Annotated in this window: 16 protein-coding genes; 10 read left to right on the forward strand and 6 right to left on the reverse strand. The window is 51.4% G+C overall.

Going from position 1 to position 18303, the window contains the following annotated elements; genetic code table 11:
- Positions 1-13: 13 nt before the first annotated feature.
- The 6 genes from JI741_RS29750 to JI741_RS29775 all read left to right on the forward strand — a co-directional run bounded on the left by JI741_RS29750 (position 14) and on the right by JI741_RS29775 (position 5881).
- Positions 14-1192: an aldose epimerase family protein gene (locus JI741_RS29750; RefSeq protein ID WP_202015896.1), complete on the forward strand. Its 1179-nt coding sequence runs from the start codon at positions 14-16 to the stop codon at positions 1190-1192.
- A gap of 135 nt (positions 1193-1327) precedes the next feature.
- On the forward strand, positions 1328-1549 hold the full coding sequence (locus tag JI741_RS29755; RefSeq protein ID WP_202015897.1) for a PLDc N-terminal domain-containing protein: 222 nt from the start codon (positions 1328-1330) through the stop codon (positions 1547-1549).
- Between the two features lie 82 nt (positions 1550-1631).
- A complete protein-coding gene (locus JI741_RS33170) occupies positions 1632-1847 on the forward strand; it encodes a PLDc N-terminal domain-containing protein (RefSeq protein WP_369411890.1) in 216 nt (71 codons plus the stop codon).
- A complete protein-coding gene (locus tag JI741_RS29765; protein WP_202015899.1) occupies positions 1816-2025 on the forward strand; it encodes a PLD nuclease N-terminal domain-containing protein in 210 nt (69 codons plus the stop codon). Before JI741_RS33170 ends, JI741_RS29765 begins: the two co-directional genes overlap by 32 nt.
- A gap of 401 nt (positions 2026-2426) precedes the next feature.
- Positions 2427-3326, forward strand: a complete 900-nt coding sequence (locus JI741_RS29770) for a LytR/AlgR family response regulator transcription factor (protein WP_202015900.1) — start codon at positions 2427-2429, stop codon at positions 3324-3326.
- Between the two features lie 140 nt (positions 3327-3466).
- The gene (locus JI741_RS29775) at positions 3467-5881 is read left to right on the forward strand and encodes a TonB-dependent receptor (protein ID WP_202015902.1); all 2415 of its coding nucleotides are present in this window, start codon (positions 3467-3469) and stop codon (positions 5879-5881) included.
- A 236-nt stretch (positions 5882-6117) separates the two neighbouring features.
- Here the strand turns inward: JI741_RS29775 and JI741_RS29780 are convergent, their stop codons facing one another.
- The 5 genes from JI741_RS29780 to JI741_RS29800 form a co-directional block, all read right to left on the reverse strand.
- Positions 6118-7164, reverse strand: a complete 1047-nt coding sequence (locus JI741_RS29780; protein ID WP_202015904.1) for a hypothetical protein — start codon at positions 7162-7164, stop codon at positions 6118-6120.
- A gap of 546 nt (positions 7165-7710) precedes the next feature.
- Positions 7711-9048, reverse strand: coding sequence for an adenylosuccinate lyase (gene purB / locus JI741_RS29785; RefSeq protein ID WP_202015906.1), 1338 nt, complete (start codon positions 9046-9048; stop codon positions 7711-7713).
- Between the two features lie 160 nt (positions 9049-9208).
- On the reverse strand, positions 9209-9736 hold the full coding sequence (locus JI741_RS29790) for a DinB family protein (RefSeq protein WP_202015908.1): 528 nt from the start codon (positions 9734-9736) through the stop codon (positions 9209-9211).
- Positions 9737-9850: 114 nt separating this feature from the next.
- Positions 9851-10447 (reverse strand): hypothetical protein, encoded by a 597-nt coding sequence (locus JI741_RS29795; RefSeq protein WP_202015910.1) that lies wholly within the window; start codon positions 10445-10447, stop codon positions 9851-9853.
- A gap of 30 nt (positions 10448-10477) precedes the next feature.
- The gene (locus JI741_RS29800) at positions 10478-11260 is read right to left on the reverse strand and encodes an RDD family protein (RefSeq protein ID WP_202015911.1); all 783 of its coding nucleotides are present in this window, start codon (positions 11258-11260) and stop codon (positions 10478-10480) included.
- A 306-nt stretch (positions 11261-11566) separates the two neighbouring features.
- Between JI741_RS29800 and JI741_RS29805 the strand changes: the two genes are divergently transcribed.
- Entirely contained in the window at positions 11567-13834 is a 2268-nt protein-coding gene (locus JI741_RS29805) for a DUF5916 domain-containing protein (protein ID WP_202015912.1), read from the forward strand.
- A gap of 65 nt (positions 13835-13899) precedes the next feature.
- On the forward strand, positions 13900-15033 hold the full coding sequence (locus tag JI741_RS29810; RefSeq protein WP_202015913.1) for a ferredoxin--NADP reductase: 1134 nt from the start codon (positions 13900-13902) through the stop codon (positions 15031-15033).
- 536 nt (positions 15034-15569) lie between these two features.
- On the opposite strand, the gene JI741_RS29815 is transcribed toward JI741_RS29810, so the two are convergent.
- Positions 15570-16061, reverse strand: a complete 492-nt coding sequence (locus tag JI741_RS29815; protein WP_202015914.1) for a hypothetical protein — start codon at positions 16059-16061, stop codon at positions 15570-15572.
- A 177-nt stretch (positions 16062-16238) separates the two neighbouring features.
- Here JI741_RS29815 and JI741_RS29820 point away from each other — a divergent pair, with 177 nt between their 5' ends.
- Both JI741_RS29820 and JI741_RS29825 read left to right on the forward strand, forming a co-directional pair.
- A complete protein-coding gene (locus JI741_RS29820; protein ID WP_202015915.1) occupies positions 16239-17810 on the forward strand; it encodes an NAD(P)/FAD-dependent oxidoreductase in 1572 nt (523 codons plus the stop codon).
- A 25-nt stretch (positions 17811-17835) separates the two neighbouring features.
- Positions 17836-18204 carry a CoA-binding protein gene (locus JI741_RS29825; RefSeq protein WP_202015916.1) on the forward strand — a complete coding sequence of 123 codons (369 nt, stop codon included), beginning with the start codon at positions 17836-17838 and terminating at the stop codon, positions 18202-18204.
- The last annotated feature ends 99 nt before the right edge of the window (positions 18205-18303 follow it).

Below are 18303 nucleotides of genomic sequence, written 5' to 3' on the forward strand. Positions count from 1 at the left end.
CAACCCCTTTACTATGAGAAAATACATGCTTTACTTGCCTTTAGGCCTCGCCGTAATGCTTATGACTGAATCGTGCAAACCCAAAACCGATGCTCCCGCCGAAACCAAGGCCGTGGACTCGGCGGCCCATGTGGCAACCGTTAGTGAATCGTCGTTTGGCACCCTGCCCGATGGCACAGCCGTAGCGTTGTATACCCTCAAAAACACGCAAGGCGTAGAGATGACCGTCACCAACTATGGTGGCCTCATCACCTCCCTGAAAACCGCCGACAAAAGCGGAACCATAGAAGATATCGTGCTGGGCTACGACTCCCTGTCGGGCTACCTCGCAAAATCTCCGTTCTTTGGTGCCCTCGTGGGTCGCTATGGCAACCGCATCGGCAACGGCAAATTCGTCCTCGATGGAAAGACCTACACCCTGGCCGTTAACAACGGTCCCAACCATCTTCACGGGGGCTTGAAGGGATTTGATAAAGTAGTGTGGGCCGCCACACCGTCAACGTCTGCCGAAGGCGCTTCGCTGAAACTTACCTACCTCAGCAAAGACATGGAAGAAGGCTACCCCGGCAACCTGCAGGTGGAAGTGGTGTACACACTGTCTAATGACAATGCACTCACGGTCGACTATACTGCCACCACCGACAAGAAGACTGTACTGAACCTCACACAACATACTTACTTCAACCTTTCGGGCAACACCAAACGCGACATCCTGGGCCACACCATCACCCTGGCCGCTTCGAAGTTTGTGCCCGTAGACAAAGGCTTGATTCCCACAGGCAAACTGCAAGAGGTGAAGGGCACACCCTTCGACTTCACCACGCCCCACACCATCGGCGAGCGCATCAATGCCGACGATCCCCAAATCAAAACCGGCGGCGGCTATGACCATTGCTGGGTGCTCGACAAAACCGACAAGAGCCTGACCTCCGCTGCCACAGCCTACGACTCCATCAGCGGTCGCACACTGGAAGTGCTCACCACCGAGCCCGGCGTTCAGTTCTACACCGGCAACTTCCTCGACGGCACCATCACCGGAAAATTCAACACCGTCTATGCCAAACGTTACGGCTTCTGCCTTGAGACCGAACACTTCCCCGACTCACCCAACCAACCTCAATTCCCCACCGTGGTGCTCAACCCCGGCGAGACCTACAAAACACAAACCGTGTTCAAGTTTGGTGTGAAGTAGGAGAGACGTTTGAAAAGATATTTTGAAAGACATCGCTGAAAGGCGATGTCTTTTTTTAGGTAAAGAAATATTGAGGTTTCGAATGCACACAAAATTCCGAAGCTTTGTATATTCAGACAATAAAAACAAAATGGTATGGATCTTCTCATCCCTTCGTTAGGCGTTATCATCCTTGTGCTGCTGGTTCCCTTCGCCCTTTGGCTATGGGCACTCATTGAAATTATCAGAAGCGATTTCAAAGAAAGCTCGCAGAAAATCATCTGGCTGCTGGTGCTTATTTTTCTTCCCTTCCTCGGCTGGCTGCTGTATGTCATCATCGGAAGAGGCCAAAGAGTGAAGCCGGAAGGACAGGCTTAGCGTGTGGCTGCATCCAGCAAGAACTTGCTAAAACTACTTTAGAGCTCAATAGTAAACCAAAAACGTTATGATGCTTTTTCTGATGGGGGTCAGTTTTCCAGGCTTGTTGCTGGTGTTGTTTTCTTTTGTTCTCTGGCTGTGGGCACTCATTGAAATTATCAGAAGCGATTTCAAAGACAGCTCCCAGAAAATCATCTGGCTACTGGTGCTTATCTTCATTCTTAAAGCTTTCTCCCTAATTCATGAATCGTTAAAACCAAAATGTTATGATGCTTTCCCTCAGCAGAGTCGCCATTGACGAACTGTTGCTTCTGTTGGTTCCCTTCGCCCTTTGGCTTTGGGCGCTCATTGAAATCATCAGAAGCGATTTCAAAAACAACAACAAAACCATCTGGCTGCTGGTGCTTATTTTTCTTCCCTTCCTCGGCTGGCTGCTCTATGTCATCATCGGAAGAGATCAAAGGGTGAAGCGATAGAACGAACACCCACGCTAACCACACCGTGTTAAGTATTGACATGACTTGGGCGTGTTCCGCCAGTTGGCGGAACCGTGCTGTCCACTCCAAGTCCTCGCCCCGCGCACAAGGTCCACGCTGCTGTGGGCTTTCCGTTACCATCACTCACGCGGTTGTCGTATCAACCACCACCCCGGTAGCGGAAAGCACAAGTTTGCCCATGTCCAATAAACAAAGTCCCCACGACTAACAAACGACTTCGCCCACACTGCGGATCGTCGGGTTCCACCCGACAATTCCAAATCGATCCCGAATTTAATTTGTGCCACGCACTCGCGGTTTCGGCGCAAGTCACGTTCATGACGCGCACACAACGTTCCCCACCACGTTTTCCATAGCGCAGAAAAATATTAATTTTGAACGTGGTGCGACTGTTCAAAATCCTTCAGGAGTCTTTTCCCTACTACCTCGACAGCGATCGGAAAAATATGGCGCTGTCGGCTGGGCTAGGCGCCTTCATGGTGGTGTTCCTGGTGGCGTTCAACCCGTTGGAGTGGGAACACTTTGTGCTGTTCCTCATCATCGGGCTGGTGATCTTTGTGACGCTCTACGTCACCATCGTGTGGTTTCCCAAAGTGTGGCCCAATGTGTTCGACTCCCTGCGGTGGACGGTAGGGAAATATATTCTGTTCACCCTTTGGCAACTCCTCATCATCGGCATCGTGGCGCCGGTGTTGCTGGAAGCGCTCGGGTTCTATCGGGGCTTGCCCATGACCGACATCCTCTGGTATTTCTTTGTGAACATGATGCTCTACGGCAGCATTTCCATCGTCATCTTCACCTTTGTGTTGCGCACGGTGATGCTGAAAAACAGTCTCCAGAACGCCCTGCACGCCAACGCGGAGCTTGCCCGCATCCGCACCCTGAAACACCATCCCACAGAAGTGGCCGAACCCCACACCACCATCACCATCCAGTCCGACACCAGCGACAGCGTGGAGCTTCACCTGCCCGACCTTCTCTACATCGAATCCAGCAATTATTATTCAACCCTGTTCTGGAACGACGGGCAGGGCGTGCAGAAAAAGATGCTGCGGGTCAACCTCAAAACCATCGAGGGCCAGCTCAACAACACCTTCATCATCAGGTGCCACCGGTCCTACATGGTCAACATCAACGCCATCACCGAGGTGGGAGGCAACACCAACGGCTACAAGCTGACCATCCGCGACAGCGACATCACCGTGCCCGTGTCGCGGAGCAAGGGGCGCGAGGTCATCGAGAAGATTGAACAGATCCGGAACCTCGCCGAATCGGCCTAGCCGTTTGCAGCAGCGGGCTTCCCGTTCACATCACAACACAGCAAAACGCATCAAATTCCGCGTCAATCACATCATTCACCCTTTCGGGGCAAACCGCGCCAGGGTTGTTTCGCGTTTCCAGACCCAAATCAAAAAATGCAATGACCCCACTATTACACACCCGCAGCACCTTGAAATTTGTGTTGTTTTCAATCCTCTTCCTCATCTATAACTCGCTGTTTGCCCAGTCCACCCAAACCCTGCGTGGCCGGGTCACCGATGGGGTGAGCAAAACTCCCCTCATCGGCGTGTCCATCCGCATGGCGGGCGACGGCCTCGCGACGTTGGGCAGCACCACCGACGAACACGGCGACTATAGAATTGACAAAGTGCCCCTGGGCCGCCAAACCCTCATCGTGTCGTATATCGGCTATGAAACCCAAACCCTGGCCAACATCCTGGTCACGGCCGGCAAAGAAGTGGTGCTGGACGTGAGCCTGCAGGAAGCCGTGAGCGAACTCACCGAAATTGTGGTGACCAGCGATTCTCACTCCGACAAAACTGCCACCAACAACGAACTTGCCCTGGTGAGCTCGCGCGCCTTCAACACCGACGAAACAAAACGTTATGCAGGGGCCCTCGGCGATCCCTCGCGCATGGCCGCCAACTTTGCCGGCGTGGTGGGTGGCAATGATGGCCGCAACGACATTGTGGTGCGCGGCAATTCGCCCACGGGCATGCTCTGGCAAATGGAAGGCCTCAACATCCCCAACCCCAACCACTTCGGCACACTGGTGAGCACCGGCGGCCCCGTGAGCATGCTCAACGCCAACACCCTGGGCAAGTCCGACTTCATGACCAGCGCCTTTCCCGCACAATATGGAAACGCCACCGCCGGTGTGTTCGACCTGGCCCTGCGCAACGGCAACAACGAGAAGACCGAGCTGATGGCACAAGCCGGCTTCAACGGTTTTGAAGTGGGCGCCGAAGGACCATTCTCAAAAAACTCCAAAGGCTCTTACCTCGTCAACTATCGCTACTCCACACTCGGTGTGTTCAAAGCCCTGGGCATTGAGTTCGGCACGGGCACGGCCACACCGTTGTATCAGGATTTGAATTTCAAAATAGCCTTGCCCTCCGGAAAGAAAGGAACGTTCACCGTGTTCGGCATGGGTGGCGCAAGCGCCATCGATCTGAAGGGAAGCGACGCCGACCTCGACAACGCAAAGTCGCTCTATGGCAGCGAGAACTACGACAGCTACCCGCGCTACAAAACGGGCGTGATCGGCGTTGCCTATGAACGCACGGTGTCGGCAAAAACTTTTGCGCGCCTGGTGGCGGGCATCAGTCACACCAACGAGCAGTTCACAAACGATTCGCTGGTGCGCGACGAGACGCAGCAAGTCATAAACAAATACCTGTCGAACGAAGGCAAGTTTGCCACCACAAAATATTCCGCGAACTTCCAGACGCGAACAAAATTTAATCGCAGAAACACACTGGTGTCGGGTGTTATGATGGACCTCTCCAACGTTGACCTCTACCAGCGCGATGTGTTTACCAATGTCGGCACCGACACAGTTCGCCTCCATGTGAAAGACAGAACAACGCTCTATCAATTCCACACCACGTGGCGACACCGGTTCAACGAACACTGGTCGGCACAAGCCGGCGCGCATGCACAGTATTACGATCTCAACAAACAATGGGCAGTGGAGCCCCGGCTTGGGTTGCAGTTCATTCCGGGCGATGGAAAGCAGTCGTTCAGCCTAGGCTATGGCATTCACAATCAGGCGCAGAACATCACCACGTCCTACGTGCAAACCCGCGTGGGCGACAAGTCGGCGCTCACCAATCTTGATCTTGGGTTCACCACCAGCCATCACTTTGTTTTCACCTACGATCGCAACATCACCGAACACCTTCGGTTCAAAGGCGAAGCCTACTATCAGGCGTTGAGCAACGTGCCGGTTGAACGCAATGCCTCTTCCTTTGCCTCCATCAATTCGGGCATTTCGTTTGGCCCCACCAACACCGACAGCCTGGTGAACAAAGGGGTAGGGAAGAACTACGGAGTAGAACTCACGCTGGAGCGCTTCTTCAACCAGGGATATTATTTTCTGGTCACCACCTCGCTATTCAACTCACGCTACGAAGGCAGCGACGGCATTGAACGCAACACGGCCTACAATGTGAAACACGTGCTGAACGTGCTCGGCGGAAAAGAATGGGCACTCCCACAAGGAAAATTCTTTTCGGTGAACCTGAAAGTAACAACCATCGGCGGTCCCTATCTCACCCCGCTTGACCTGGAAGAATCGCAAGCCCGCGGCCGCGCCGTGTATCGCGACAGCGAAGCCTACAGCGTGCGACAGAAGTCCTACTTCCGCGTCGACCTTCGCCTTTCGTACCGCCAGGAATATAAACGCAGCACACTCGAAGCCTCGCTCGATCTGCAAAATCTGACCAACAGCCAGAACATATTCTCACAGACCTACAACCCACGCACAAACTCGGTGATAACCATTTATCAGCAACCGTTCTTTCCGGTGCCGTATGTGAGGTTCACTTTTTAGTATTGAGTATTGAGTTTTGAGTATTGAGTCCTGAGTATTAAGTATCAAGCAATGTCTTTGTACTCAATACTAACTACTCAGGACTCAAGACTACTATTCAATGATTGCCTTTGTGATTTTAGATGTGCGGCCATACTGACGCGCAGTCCCCGCCTGTGGGCGGGAGACAGCACTGCGACTGGAGGTTCACGTTTTGGCATAAGCAGATGTAGACGCGTATTAAAAGAAACGTCCTCTTAATTATCAAGAAGCTTTGGTAAGGTCTTTTTCCAATCTGTTATCTGGAATTTATCAAGAATCCTTTGGTTCTGCCCGATGATATAGCATATTCTTGAACAGTATTCCTGTCGGAATTTATAGTAGGAATCTTTGTTATAGCCGTCTTCCATATTTATCGTCCATTCGTCTGATGGGTTTTTCGAAAAAGAGTCCAACCTAAGAACGTATGCATCATCCTGGTATGTTTCCCTGATTTCAACGTAGGCTTGAGAAGATTTAGTGTCGCCACCACATCCACAAGAATTCGCAATAATCAGAGGCTTATCATGTAGCAAAGAAGTGCTCATCGTATTACCGGACGTGGACTTGAATTTGAATTCGGGAGCGAGCATACCTATCTGAATACCAATTTTGTTTTCAAAATTCTTTTCCTTTATCAGCCTTACGTAGTTCCCGGCATTGCTGATGCTGTCAAACTTATAATAAACCCCATTTAGCTTAAGGTATTCTTTCATCTTGATCAGATCACGGACTTCTATGGAATCCACCTTTCCGCGTTCAGTGGTTAGCAGGGCAATTTGAGGTTCCAGTCCGTAGGTGAAAGAACCATTGCGCTGATCAATTATCCCAACATCAAAGTGTTTATCATCAATTGAAAAAGAAGCAGACAAATGTTCGTCCCTTCCGTAAATTATAGCTCCCTTCCAAAGACCAATTCTTATCCAGGAATGTCTTTGAACAGTATCTGCGTCATCGGAAACTAAAAATGTTATGGGAATGGAGTTTCGAGATGAAAACCAATCAATAGGTTGCAAAGTGAATGGTGTGTCGTCCCTAAAGGAATGATTGTTGTTTTGATCAACGATCACTACAAAATCCCCGGAAGGAAGTTGACCACTAATCAAATCGATGTAATCACGTTCAGACTCGAAGTCTACAGGGCATTTGGTACCCAATATCTTTGAAAGAGAATCAGGGTAGTCAATTGGGTAGTCAAATAAGTTCGTCGTATCCTGAAACTCCAGGGTAACTCCACCGAATTCGAAAACACCTTTTCCTTTCATTCGGGAGGCTCTGATTAGTAAAGTGTCAGCGCTTGAGGAGAATTTATTGTTCGCTTCTTGGCTATGCGTTCCTGATTTATCTTTTGAGTTGCACATAGCCAACGTCAAAAGAATTGTTACGACGGTCGGATAAGTTATCGCTTTAGTTGTCATGATTGCGTCCGTGGCCCTTGAATGTAAATTGGCCGCCAACAGTAAATATAGAACATGAAAAGCTCCAGATGCCACGTTTCCTCGCCCGCTGGTGAGCCCACGTGCCAAAACACCTCAATCCGCATTTTTCATCCTTCCCAGCATAAGCGCCGGGAACCATCCTCAAACAAGAGTATTTAGTCTTGAGTCTTGAGTATTTAGTCTTGAGTATTTAGTCTTGAGTCCAGAGTATTTAGAAACTTGAGTACCAAGCATTGTCTTTGTACTCAGGACTAAATACTCAAGACTAACTACTAAATCTAGTCTTGAGTCCAGAGTCCTGAGTATTTAGACTTGAGTATCAAGCAGTGTCTTTGTACTCAGGACTAAATACTAAATACTCAAGACTAACTACTAAATGCCCGTGTAATTGAACGGCGTGATCGCTTTCAGTTTTTCCTTCACGGCATCCTTCACATTCAAGCCATCGATGAATGTGGCGAGACTTGCCTGTGTGATCTTTTCGTTCTTACGCGTCAGCGCTTTCAACGCTTCGTAAGGGTTGGGATAACCTTCTTTGCGCAACACGGTTTGGATGGCTTCGGCCACCACGGCCCAGTTGTTGTCGAGGTCGGCGTTGATGGCGGCCTGGTTGAGTTCGAGTTTGCTCAGTCCTTTCAACAGCGATTGCAGCGCTATGTAGGTATGCGCGAGAGGCACGCCAATGTTGCGCAGCACGGTGGAATCGGTGAGGTCGCGTTGGAGGCGCGACACGGGAAGCTTGCCCGACAGGTATTCGAAGATGGCGTTGGCAAAACCGAGGTTGCCTTCGGCATTTTCGAAATCGATGGGGTTCACTTTGTGCGGCATGGCCGACGAGCCCACTTCGCCTTCTTTGATGCGTTGTTTGAAATATTCCATCGAAATGTACTGCCACATGTCGCGGCTAAAGTCGATGAGGATGGTGTTGATGCGTTTCAGGTTGTCGAACAGCGCGGCCAGGTTGTCGTAGTGTTCGATCTGTGTGGTAGGATAGCTGCGCGAAAGACCCAGGTGATGACAGAACTCGTCCGAAAACTTATTCCAGTCAATAGCAGGATAGGCGATGTGATGGGCATTGAGGTTGCCCGTGGCGCCGCCAAACTTGGCCGAGTGTGGCACTGTTTTGAGCTGCGACAATTGTTTTTCCAAACGCGCGGCAAACACCATAATCTCTTTGCCCAGTCGGGTGGGCGATGCGGGCTGGCCGTGTGTGTGGGCCAGCATGGCAATGTCTTTCCACTCTTTGGCAAAGCCGTTGAGGCGATTCACCAGGGTGTCGACCATCGAGAAATATTCGCGTTCGATAAACTCTTTCAGCAACAGCGGAATGGCCGTGTTGTTGATGTCTTGCGAGGTGAGGCCGAAGTGAATGAACTCGCGGAATGCTTCGAGCTTCAGTTTTTCGAATTCTTGCTTGATAAAATATTCGACCGCCTTCACGTCGTGGTTGGTGGTCTTTTCGATCTCTTTTATTTCGAGGGCCTGAAGCTCCGTGAAGTTCTTATAGATCTTCCGGATCTCGTTGATCTTGTGCACCGGAAAGTCTTCCAACTCCGTGATGGCGGTGGACAGCGAAATGAGATATTCAATCTCCACCTGCACGCGATAACGCATGAGGCCGAACTCAGAAAAATAGGGAGCCAACGGCTTAACCGTTTCAAAATATCGCCCGTCAACCGGCGAGATGGCAGTAAGTGGATTTAATTGCACGTCTGGATGTATTAAAGCCCAAAAGTAAGGGGCAGGACCCAGCCCGCCAAAATTAAAATCGTGGGATGTGTCTCCGGCCAACAAGCGGCCTATTTTCGCTCCGGAGAGACATAACGAGCAGCCCAGGTTAGCCGGGAACGCGTCTCACGATAAACCCACCCTATTTTTCTACCCGCCTCAACCCAAAATCATATCGCTCATCCACCACCCGTTTCAAGATCCCAATCTGCCCGCAGTGATACATGGTGTGTTTGATATTCCAATCCAACGACTCGAACTTTGTCGTGGCCACAGGGTGGGGTGTAGGCGTCGGTTCCAGCTTGCTTGTAAGTGCTTCGATGGGCAGTGACTTGATGATGCTGAGTGATTTTTGCTGCACAAGATTCAACTGTCCGAACAACGTCTCTGCATTTGTTTTCCCGATCGAAATTATTGGTGAGGCTTCTGTGAACATGGCGTCATATTCTTTCAGCGGCACCTGTTTGAGAATGTCCATCTGATGTCCCACAATGACCATGGCCGTGTGAAAGTAGTGGCTCATAATTAAGTGCCCCACTTGCCAGGTGACGGTGGTCTCCAACACGTCGGGCAGCGTGTCCCATTTTTCGAAGGGGATGCTGTTGAGGAGTTTGTTTGTCCAAGCGTAGGCGCTTTCGGTTTGGAGGGTGAGCGTTTCGATTTCGGTCATGGTTCAGCAGAGGTTCATGCGAAAATAGTGCGCGCGATCTTGTCGGTCAATAGCAATTGTTAAGACGATCAAGTCCCTAGATGGGAGACTGCCCTGCGACGAAAATCCTAAAACCTACAACCTGTTTCGGTAGGTAATTCTTAGTAAGGAATCAAATGTCTCGTCATTCAATACCCTCGTTAGTAGAGCCTTATCTGTACTTAATAGATCAAGCGTGAGATGCCCTGTTATCTTAATGACAAATGGCAATGTATGATGAGAAACATCCAGATTCTTGTATGATAAGATGTACGGATAGGTTACCAATTCACGGGCAAAATCGAACAAGTCCTCTTTGGGAAAAATTAGACATCCGGTAAATGAAATTGGAATATCGCTTTGCTTAAAAAGACTCCTCATCTTTGGCATCGTGTCGCCCTCTTTGTTAAACCACGGGAGATCTTTATCATCATGATTGATTACCCAGGGCAATCCCTGGTCGAGCCTGGATATAATTTCTTTGAAGGATATTTCCAGGCTATCGATACACTTCGTCACAATCTCCTCGGGTGTATGGTAAAGCTTTTCGTTTTTTACATCGGCTTGTTGCAAGGACACGGCATGCCAAAGGACATTTCTATTGAAAGTATTATCGTCTTCATCAAAATAAGCCCTGTATTGCAACCTGTCATAAGGGAGCCATTCACTGGTGTTTTTCTCACATCTAACCAATTCAGCAAGTGTTATTGTCCAATAAAGGTTCTATTCCTCAATCGTCATAACCGAATCACTAGCCAGGTCGTGAATAGCTCTTTTTTCGGGATTGAAATGGATGGTGACAAACGAGATCCAGCCCAGCAGCCATTTGGTGCCCCATCGTGCATAGGCGTTAAGCAGGCTGATTTTTTCCAGTGGGTTTTCGTTTCGGCCCACGCGGATGCGCATCAGCTTTTGGCCGAGGGTTCTTGAATAGGTCGTCAGCACGGGTTCGTAAGTGAGGCAGATGATGGCGGCCGAGGTCACCATGATGGGGGTTCGAAGTTCGCTATCCTGCACCAGCAGCATAATGATGATGAGCGTGGTGAACACCAGCATAAAGTCGATGAACAGGGCTTTGTATCGTCTCACCAATTGTGGATACTCGAACGCATGTTTCTCTTCGGCCGGTGTGTCGATGATCGTTTCCGCTTGCATCGGTGCCTCTTCGTCGTTGCGTTGATTCGATCGGAAAATGGCCAGGGCTTTTGATTTGTGAATATAAAAGCCAAAGAAGATATCGAATGCCCCGATTGCATACAGCACAATGTGTTCTGTGCCAGCGAGGAGCATCAATGCCCCGTAGACGATCAACAGGACTGACAAAATCCATTTCGCCCAGGCCAGCTTCTTTGAAAACAAAAGAATGAGCAACAGGAAAAAGCAAGTCTTGAAGCCCGCACCAAACACGTCGCCGTTATACACGGAAGAAACCATGTAGATGAGAATGCCTTCGGTGGAGAAAAAGATTGCGGTGAGCAGGAGCAGGATTGTTTTTCCTTGTTTCATCGGACGAGTGGTTTACGGCTAAAGTAGCTTGCGATCTTGTTGTGTGTCTTGTGCAGGGTCAGTGAGAGTGACTGGCCTGCTGCGGAGGTTACTGTTCTTAATACACAATGCGAATAACCTGCTGCAAATTTACTTCAAAAACATATTTGGGCTAATAACCCGACAAACAAAATTATGATATGTTGGTGGGGGATACACACATATCATGGCCCCATGTTGGTGTCCCTCCAACATGCCAGGGAACTTATTCCAACGGCAACACCCCTTCCCCGATTTTAATTACCTTTGCCCGTTTTTCAACCCCTCATGGCCAATCGTTTTCGCGAATTCCTCTTCAGCATCTGTGTGCTCATCCCCGGCATCGACTATGCCCAAAATGAGCCGGGCAAGGAATTGCATGTGCGCAAGGCCCACGGCGAGATTCGGCTGGACGGCAACCTGGACGAGGCCGACTGGCAAACGGCCGACATCGCCAAAGACTTCTTCCTGAACTACCCGCTCGACTCGCTGCCCCCCACATTTCAGTCGGAAGTGAAGATGACCTTCAACGACCACTTCCTCTACTTCGGCATCACCTGCTTCGACGACGACAAGCCAGACATCGTGCAGTCGCTGCGGCGCGACATGGACTGGGATCTGAACGACAACATCGGCATATACTTCGACCCGTTCAACGACTTCACCAACGGGTTCTATTTCAACGTCACCCCCATGGGTGTGCAGGCCGAAGGTGTGCTGGCCAACGGGGCCTCGAACGACAACAGCTTCAACAACAACTGGGACAACAAGTGGTATTCGCACGTGGAGCGCCTTGGCGACCGCTGGGTGGCCGAGATTGCCATTCCCTTCAAATCGATCCGCTACAACCTCACGCAGTGGAACATGACCTTTCTGCGCAACGATGTGAAGCGCAACCAGGTGAGCAGCTGGATCGCCACGCCCATTCAATACATTCCGGCGTCGTTTGCCTATTCGGGAAAAATTCTGTGGGACGATCCGCTGCCGCATCACAAGAGCAACATCTCCTTCATTCCCTATGTGGCGGGTTCCTCGACCAAAGACGAAGAGAACAGCACACCATCCGAAACCAGCGTCAACGCCGGCTTCGATGCCAAGATCGGCCTCACGCCCTCGCTCAACCTGGACCTGACCGTGAACCCCGACTTCTCGAACGTAGAGGTGGACCGCCAGGTGATAAACCTCACACGCTTCGAATTCGGTTTCCCCGAACGACGGCAATTCTTTCTGGAGAACAGCGACCTGTTTGCACAGTCGGGCTTCTTCGATTCGCGCCCGTTTTTCTCGCGCCGCATCGGGTTGGTGACCGACTCGGCCGACAACCTGCAAAAGGTGCCCATCCTATACGGTGCACGGGTAAGCGGCAAGCTGGGCAAGAACTGGCGCATCGGCATCATGAACATGCAAACGCGCAAGCGCGAAGCCCTGGGCCTGCCCGACCAGAACTATTCTGTCGCTGTGGTGCAGCGCCAGATTTTTTCGCGCTCCAACATCGGTTTCATCTTTGTGAACAAGCAGTCGCTCAACCTGGGCACCTACGACTCCACACGCTACTATCACCACAGCGTGATACGCGAAGTGATGCGCGAGGGCAAAATGCGGAAGGAGCTCAACAGCTTCAATCGTGTGTATGGCGCCGACTTCAAGCTTTTCACCAAGAGCAACAAGTGGGGAGGGAAGGTGTATTATCATCGCTCGGCCGACGCCGTTACCGAAAACAAGAACTATTCGTTTGGTGCCTTCATCAACTACAACTCACGTCACGTGTCGTTCAGTGTGGCGCAGCAGAATGTGGGAAAAAATTTCAATGCCGAAGCGGGCTTTGTGCCCAGCCTCGATGTGTATCCGGGTTTCTATGGAACCTATGCCGACGCGGGCCTGCGGTTCTATCCCGGTCGGGGCATCGCGGTCATGGGGCCGCAGGCCGACGTGAGCTACACCATCATTCCCGGCAGAACCATTACCGACAAATCGTATGGCCTGGCCTATGAAATAAATTTCCTGAACACCTCCAACCTGCGGGTGAGTGTGCGCAATACGTTTCAGATGCTGCCCGAAGATTTTAATCCCATCGATCCCCGCGGCGACTCCACGTTGCTGAAAGGGCAGTCGTTTACCTGGAACGAAGTCGGTTTCTTCTATCAGTCAAACACCCGCAAGGTTTTCAACGGCAGCGTGCAGGGGAGCTATGGCGGGTTCTATAACGGCACGCTCTTTAACCTGGGCACGGAATTGAACCTGCGCTATCAGCCTTTCGGAAGCCTGGGAGTGAAGGTGGACTACAACGACATTGCCCTGCCCGAAGCCTATGGATCGGCCCAATTCCTGCTCATTGGCCCTCGTCTCGACATGACCTTTACGGATAAGTTATTCCTCACTACTTTTGTGCAGTATAACGACCGGGACGACAATGCGAATTTAAATGCGCGTTTTCAGTGGCGCTTTAAACCAGCATCCGATTTCTTTGTTGTATATACCGAAAACTACCTGCCACACCCCGTCGAAAGCAAGAACCGGGCGCTGGTGGTGAAGATGACCTATTGGTTAAATCTTTAGTGAACAAGAGGGGGCCGTGAGGGCAACCGGGAGCAGGCTTTAAAAAAACTTTTTAACACAACAGTATGGCGTTTAGCTTTTTCAAAAAATCAGATAAGACAGAGAAGTCGAAACCGAAAGAAGAGACCCACAGCGGCCCGAAATATCACGAGCTCACGGTGAAGCAGATCATCAACGAAACACGCGACGCCATCTCCATTGCCTTTGCTCAACCTGAACCAAAGATAACGTACAAAGCCGGGCAGTTTCTCACGCTCATTGTGCCCGTGCAGGGCAAGGAAGTGCGACGCGCCTATTCGCTGTGTTCGTCGCCCTTCACCGACCAGGACCTGGTGGTGACCGTGAAGCGTGTAGACAACGGGTTGATGTCGAACTGGCTCCCCGACAACCTGAAGGCCGGCGCCAAGGTGCGCATCATGGAACCGATGGGACAATTCACCACCGAGTTTGCCGCCACCAACAAACGCCACCTCATCATGTTTGCCGGCGGCTCGGGCATCACCCCCATGATGTCCATCATCAAGAGCACCCTCACTCAGGAGCCCGACAGCATCTGCTCGCTCATCTATTGCAACCGCGACATCGACAGCATCATTTTCAAAAACGAACTCGACACCCTCCAGACAAAAGACGAAGGCCGCCTGCACGTGATCCACGTGCTCGACAACGCGCCCATGAACTGGCAGGGCTACTCGGGCTTGCTCAACCACGACATGCTCACCAAACTTTTCGAACGCATCCCCAACTGGGGCATCGAAAAAACAACCTACCTCATGTGCGGCCCCGAAGGCATGATGAAAAACGCTGAGGCCTTGCTGAGTGAACACCACATTCCCAAAGAAAAAGTGTTCAAAGAAAGTTTCGTGCAAGGCACCATCGACAAAGATGCCAAGACCGCCGAGCCAGCAACAGAAGGCGAAGCCAAAACCCGCGAAGTCACCATCCGCTACGATGGCCAGGAATACAAAGTGATGGTGCCCCCCAACAAAGCCATCCTCGAAACCGCACTGGACCAAGGCATCGATCTTCCCTATTCATGCCAAAGCGGCCTGTGCACCGCATGTCGCGGCAAAGCATTGTCGGGCAAAGTGAAGTTGGACGAGGAAGAAGGTTTGTCCAAATCTGAGCGCGAAGAGGGCTATGTGCTCACGTGTGTAGGTCACCCGTTGACGGACGATGTGGTGATTGAGATTGGATAAAAGAGAGACGTGTAGTATCAAGTTCATAGTAAAAAGAGGCTTCAGCGAAGCCTCTTTTTTATTTCCATGTGATTTTGAATATACGAGCTCCGATAGGAGCTGCCTATTTATAGAAAATGTTGTGGTTGATCAGTGAGCTCCGGCAGGAGCTACCTGTTTATAGAAAACGTTGTGGACGATCAATGAGCTCCGGCAGGAGCTACCTGCTATTGACACCTCAATGTCTCAATGTTGTTTCATATTTCATTTTGCGCTGCTATGTTTTTGAATATTTGGAGCGTGCAGGCACATATGTTCTGGGCGTGGTTTCTGAATGGCATTCGCCGTCGGGATAACAGGTGGCTCCTGCCGGAGCCGCAGCGATGTTGTGGGAGCTTCTATAAACAGGCGGCTCCTACCGGAGCCAAAGGGGTTTCGGCAGGAGCGATCTGTTTCATGAAACGATGTAAGATGATTTAGAACGGCAGTGTTGCGTTCGATGGGTTACTTCGAAAGACCTTTGGTTTACATACAACCATTACGCCGCACGTTGAATCCTACGCAGTCGCGTTCTGAACCAACGCCCGGTGTTCCTTAATCGCCATCAACCCTTTGTAGAGTCCGAACAGTGCCAACCCATGGAAAGCAAACGCCATCCACTCTTCAAAGAAGGCGAACAACACACCGTCCAGTGCATAGAGAATGCCGCCGACAATGAAGGCCCACGGTTTCAGGCGCATGGCGAAAATTCCGAAGAGCACAAACAGGAGCGACGGGATGAAGCTGGCGATCAGGTTTGTTTCGCCTGTCAGTTCCAGAAACATGCCGTCGATGAACTGGGTGATGCCCAGGCCCAGCACAAAATAACTTCCCTTGGCGATCATAAACGAATTGATGACCGAGAACACGGCGATGGCGAAAAACCAGTACGATGCCTTGCGCACACGTGCAGCAGTTTCGTCGATGTTCATTTGAATGATGTCCTGGTTGGCGGGGGCTTCGGTTACTTCGGGCGTAGTAACGGCCTCTTGTTCTGGTGTGGTTTCCATTAACGTTGGTTTAAGGTTTGGCTTCCAAAATAGGAAGAACAACAAGGATGTCAATAGCGGCGTACTTTCTTTCCGAAAATGACGCTATTTCGGGTGACGGGAAACGCCATTGTTCAATTCTGGAAACCGCCGTATCTTTGTGGCTCATCCTGAAGGATAACTCCCTTCCACACCACCATGAAAACAGTAGAACTCACCCTTCGGCCCGAAGAGGCATTCGACGAAACTATTTTTCCCGCCATCCTCTATAAGAAACTGGGATTGCCAAACGACGGCAGCGTGTTTGTTGTGCCCGTGAAGCGCTCCATCGACGCGAGGTCGCGACAAGTCATCGTGCGTTTTCAGTGCGACATCCTCAGCGCTTCGGAGCAGCGACCCGTCATCAACTACTCGAAAGCGTTGCCCGATGTTCGCCAGAAAGATCCCGTCGTTGTGGTGGGCAGCGGTCCGGCCGGATTGTTTGCTGCGCTGCGACTTATTGAACTAGGCATGAAGCCCATTGTGCTGGAGCGGGGCAAAGACGTGCAGGCACGCCGTCGCGACCTGGCGGCCATCAACAAAGAGCAAACCGTGAACCCCGAATCGAACTATTGTTTTGGTGAAGGCGGCGCCGGCACCTATTCCGACGGCAAGCTCTATACACGTTCCAAAAAACGCGGCGACGTGCGCCGCATCCTCGAGATATTGGTGGCCCATGGTGCGAAAGAAGAAATCTTATACGACGCCCACCCGCACATCGGCACAAACAAACTTCCCGTGCTGGTGGCGGCGCTGCGCGACAGCATCCGCGAAGCCGGAGGCGAAGTAATCTTCGACACCCGCGTCACCGATTTGTTGATTGAAGGCGACACACTCAAAGGCGTTGTCACCCACACGGGCGACACGCTGAAAGGCGAGGGCGTTATTCTCGCCACCGGTCACTCGGCACGCGACATCTTCGAATTGCTGCACCGCCGAAAGGTGCTCATCGAAGCCAAACCTTTTGCGTTGGGTGTGCGCGTGGAGCATCAGCAGAACCTGATTGATCGCGTGCAATACCATTGTGTTGACGATCGCGGGCCATACTTGCCAGCATCGTCGTATGCATTGGTGCATCAGGCGCATGTGAATGGAAAGGAGCGGGGGGTGTTTTCGTTTTGCATGTGTCCGGGGGGCTTCATTGTTCCGGCGGCCACGGCGCCTGGCGAGGTGGTTGTGAATGGCATGAGCCCTTCGCGACGCGATTCGGAGTTCGCCAACTCGGGCATTGTGGTGGCTGTGGAGGAAAACGATTTCAAGGACTTTCATCAGCACGGGGCCTTGGCTGGTCTCTATTTCCAGGCTTCGGTCGAGCAGCGGGCGTGTGTGGTGGGTGGCAACACCCAGCAGGCCCCGGCGCAGCGCCTCAGCGATTTTGTGGACGGCAAAGTTTCGTCGACACTGCTCGAAACATCCTATCAGCCCGGGCTCACGTCGGCCGATATGAAAGACGTTTTGCCTTCCTTCATTTTTAAAGCACTTCAGGACGGGTTCAGGAACTTTGGCACCAAGATGAAGGGTTATCTCACCAACGACGCCCAGGTGGTGGGTGTGGAAAGCCGCACGTCGTCGCCCGTGAAAATTCCGCGCGACAAAGAAACGTTGGAACATCCCCACCTGAAACGATTGTTTCCCTGTGGTGAAGGCGCCGGATTTGCCGGGGGCATCGTGTCGGCCGCCATGGACGGTGAACGTTGTGCCGAGGCGGTTGTTAATAAGGTGAAGAAGTAAACTATTAAACGATCCCATCAAGCGCATGAGCAAGAAAACCGTTATTGTGGGGGCTACCCCCAACCCCGGAAGGTATGCCTACCTCGCCGCCAGCATGCTCAAGGAATATAATCACGAGATTGTGCCCCTCAGCATCAAGACCGGCACCGTGTTCGACACCGAAATTCTTGACCTCCGGCAAAAGCCCATCATCAAAGATGTGGACACCATCACGCTCTACATCGGCCCGCAAAATCAACCCCAGTGGTACGACTACCTGCTGAGCCTGAAACCCAAACGCATCATCTTCAACCCCGGCACCGAAAATCCGGAATTCGAACAACGGGCCGAAGCCGAAGGGGTAGAAGCCATGGAAGCCTGCACGCTGGTGTTGCTAAGGTCGCGCCAGTTCTGAAAAAAGGAATTCATCAACAAAGAATAAAGAACAACCGAAACCAATTCGGATCTGTCCCTGCAGTCCGGGATAAGATTGTCGGGCATACCCCAAAAAATA

The sequence above is a fragment of the Chryseolinea lacunae genome (assembly GCF_016735595.1).
GTDB classification, from domain to species: Bacteria; Bacteroidota; Bacteroidia; order Cytophagales; family Cyclobacteriaceae; genus Chryseolinea; species Chryseolinea lacunae.

What these genes read in the sequence shown, in the direction of transcription:
- JI741_RS29750 (WP_202015896.1), top strand. Translation starts at nt 14, where the DNA reads ATGAGAAAATACATGCTTTACTTGCCTTTAGGCCTCGCCGTAATGCTT.
- JI741_RS29755 (WP_202015897.1), top strand. Translation starts at nt 1,328, where the DNA reads ATGGATCTTCTCATCCCTTCGTTAGGCGTTATCATCCTTGTGCTGCTG.
- JI741_RS33170 (WP_369411890.1), top strand. Translation starts at nt 1,632, where the DNA reads ATGGGGGTCAGTTTTCCAGGCTTGTTGCTGGTGTTGTTTTCTTTTGTT.
- JI741_RS29765 (WP_202015899.1), top strand. Translation starts at nt 1,816, where the DNA reads ATGATGCTTTCCCTCAGCAGAGTCGCCATTGACGAACTGTTGCTTCTG.
- JI741_RS29775 (WP_202015902.1), top strand. Translation starts at nt 3,467, where the DNA reads ATGACCCCACTATTACACACCCGCAGCACCTTGAAATTTGTGTTGTTT.
- JI741_RS29780 (WP_202015904.1), bottom strand. Translation starts at nt 7,164, where the DNA reads ATGAAAGGAAAAGGTGTTTTCGAATTCGGTGGAGTTACCCTGGAGTTT.
- JI741_RS29790 (WP_202015908.1), bottom strand. Translation starts at nt 9,736, where the DNA reads ATGACCGAAATCGAAACGCTCACCCTCCAAACCGAAAGCGCCTACGCT.
- JI741_RS29800 (WP_202015911.1), bottom strand. Translation starts at nt 11,260, where the DNA reads ATGAAACAAGGAAAAACAATCCTGCTCCTGCTCACCGCAATCTTTTTC.
- JI741_RS29805 (WP_202015912.1), top strand. Translation starts at nt 11,567, where the DNA reads ATGGCCAATCGTTTTCGCGAATTCCTCTTCAGCATCTGTGTGCTCATC.
- JI741_RS29810 (WP_202015913.1), top strand. Translation starts at nt 13,900, where the DNA reads ATGGCGTTTAGCTTTTTCAAAAAATCAGATAAGACAGAGAAGTCGAAA.
- JI741_RS29815 (WP_202015914.1), bottom strand. Translation starts at nt 16,061, where the DNA reads ATGGAAACCACACCAGAACAAGAGGCCGTTACTACGCCCGAAGTAACC.
- JI741_RS29820 (WP_202015915.1), top strand. Translation starts at nt 16,239, where the DNA reads ATGAAAACAGTAGAACTCACCCTTCGGCCCGAAGAGGCATTCGACGAA.
- JI741_RS29825 (WP_202015916.1), top strand. Translation starts at nt 17,836, where the DNA reads ATGAGCAAGAAAACCGTTATTGTGGGGGCTACCCCCAACCCCGGAAGG.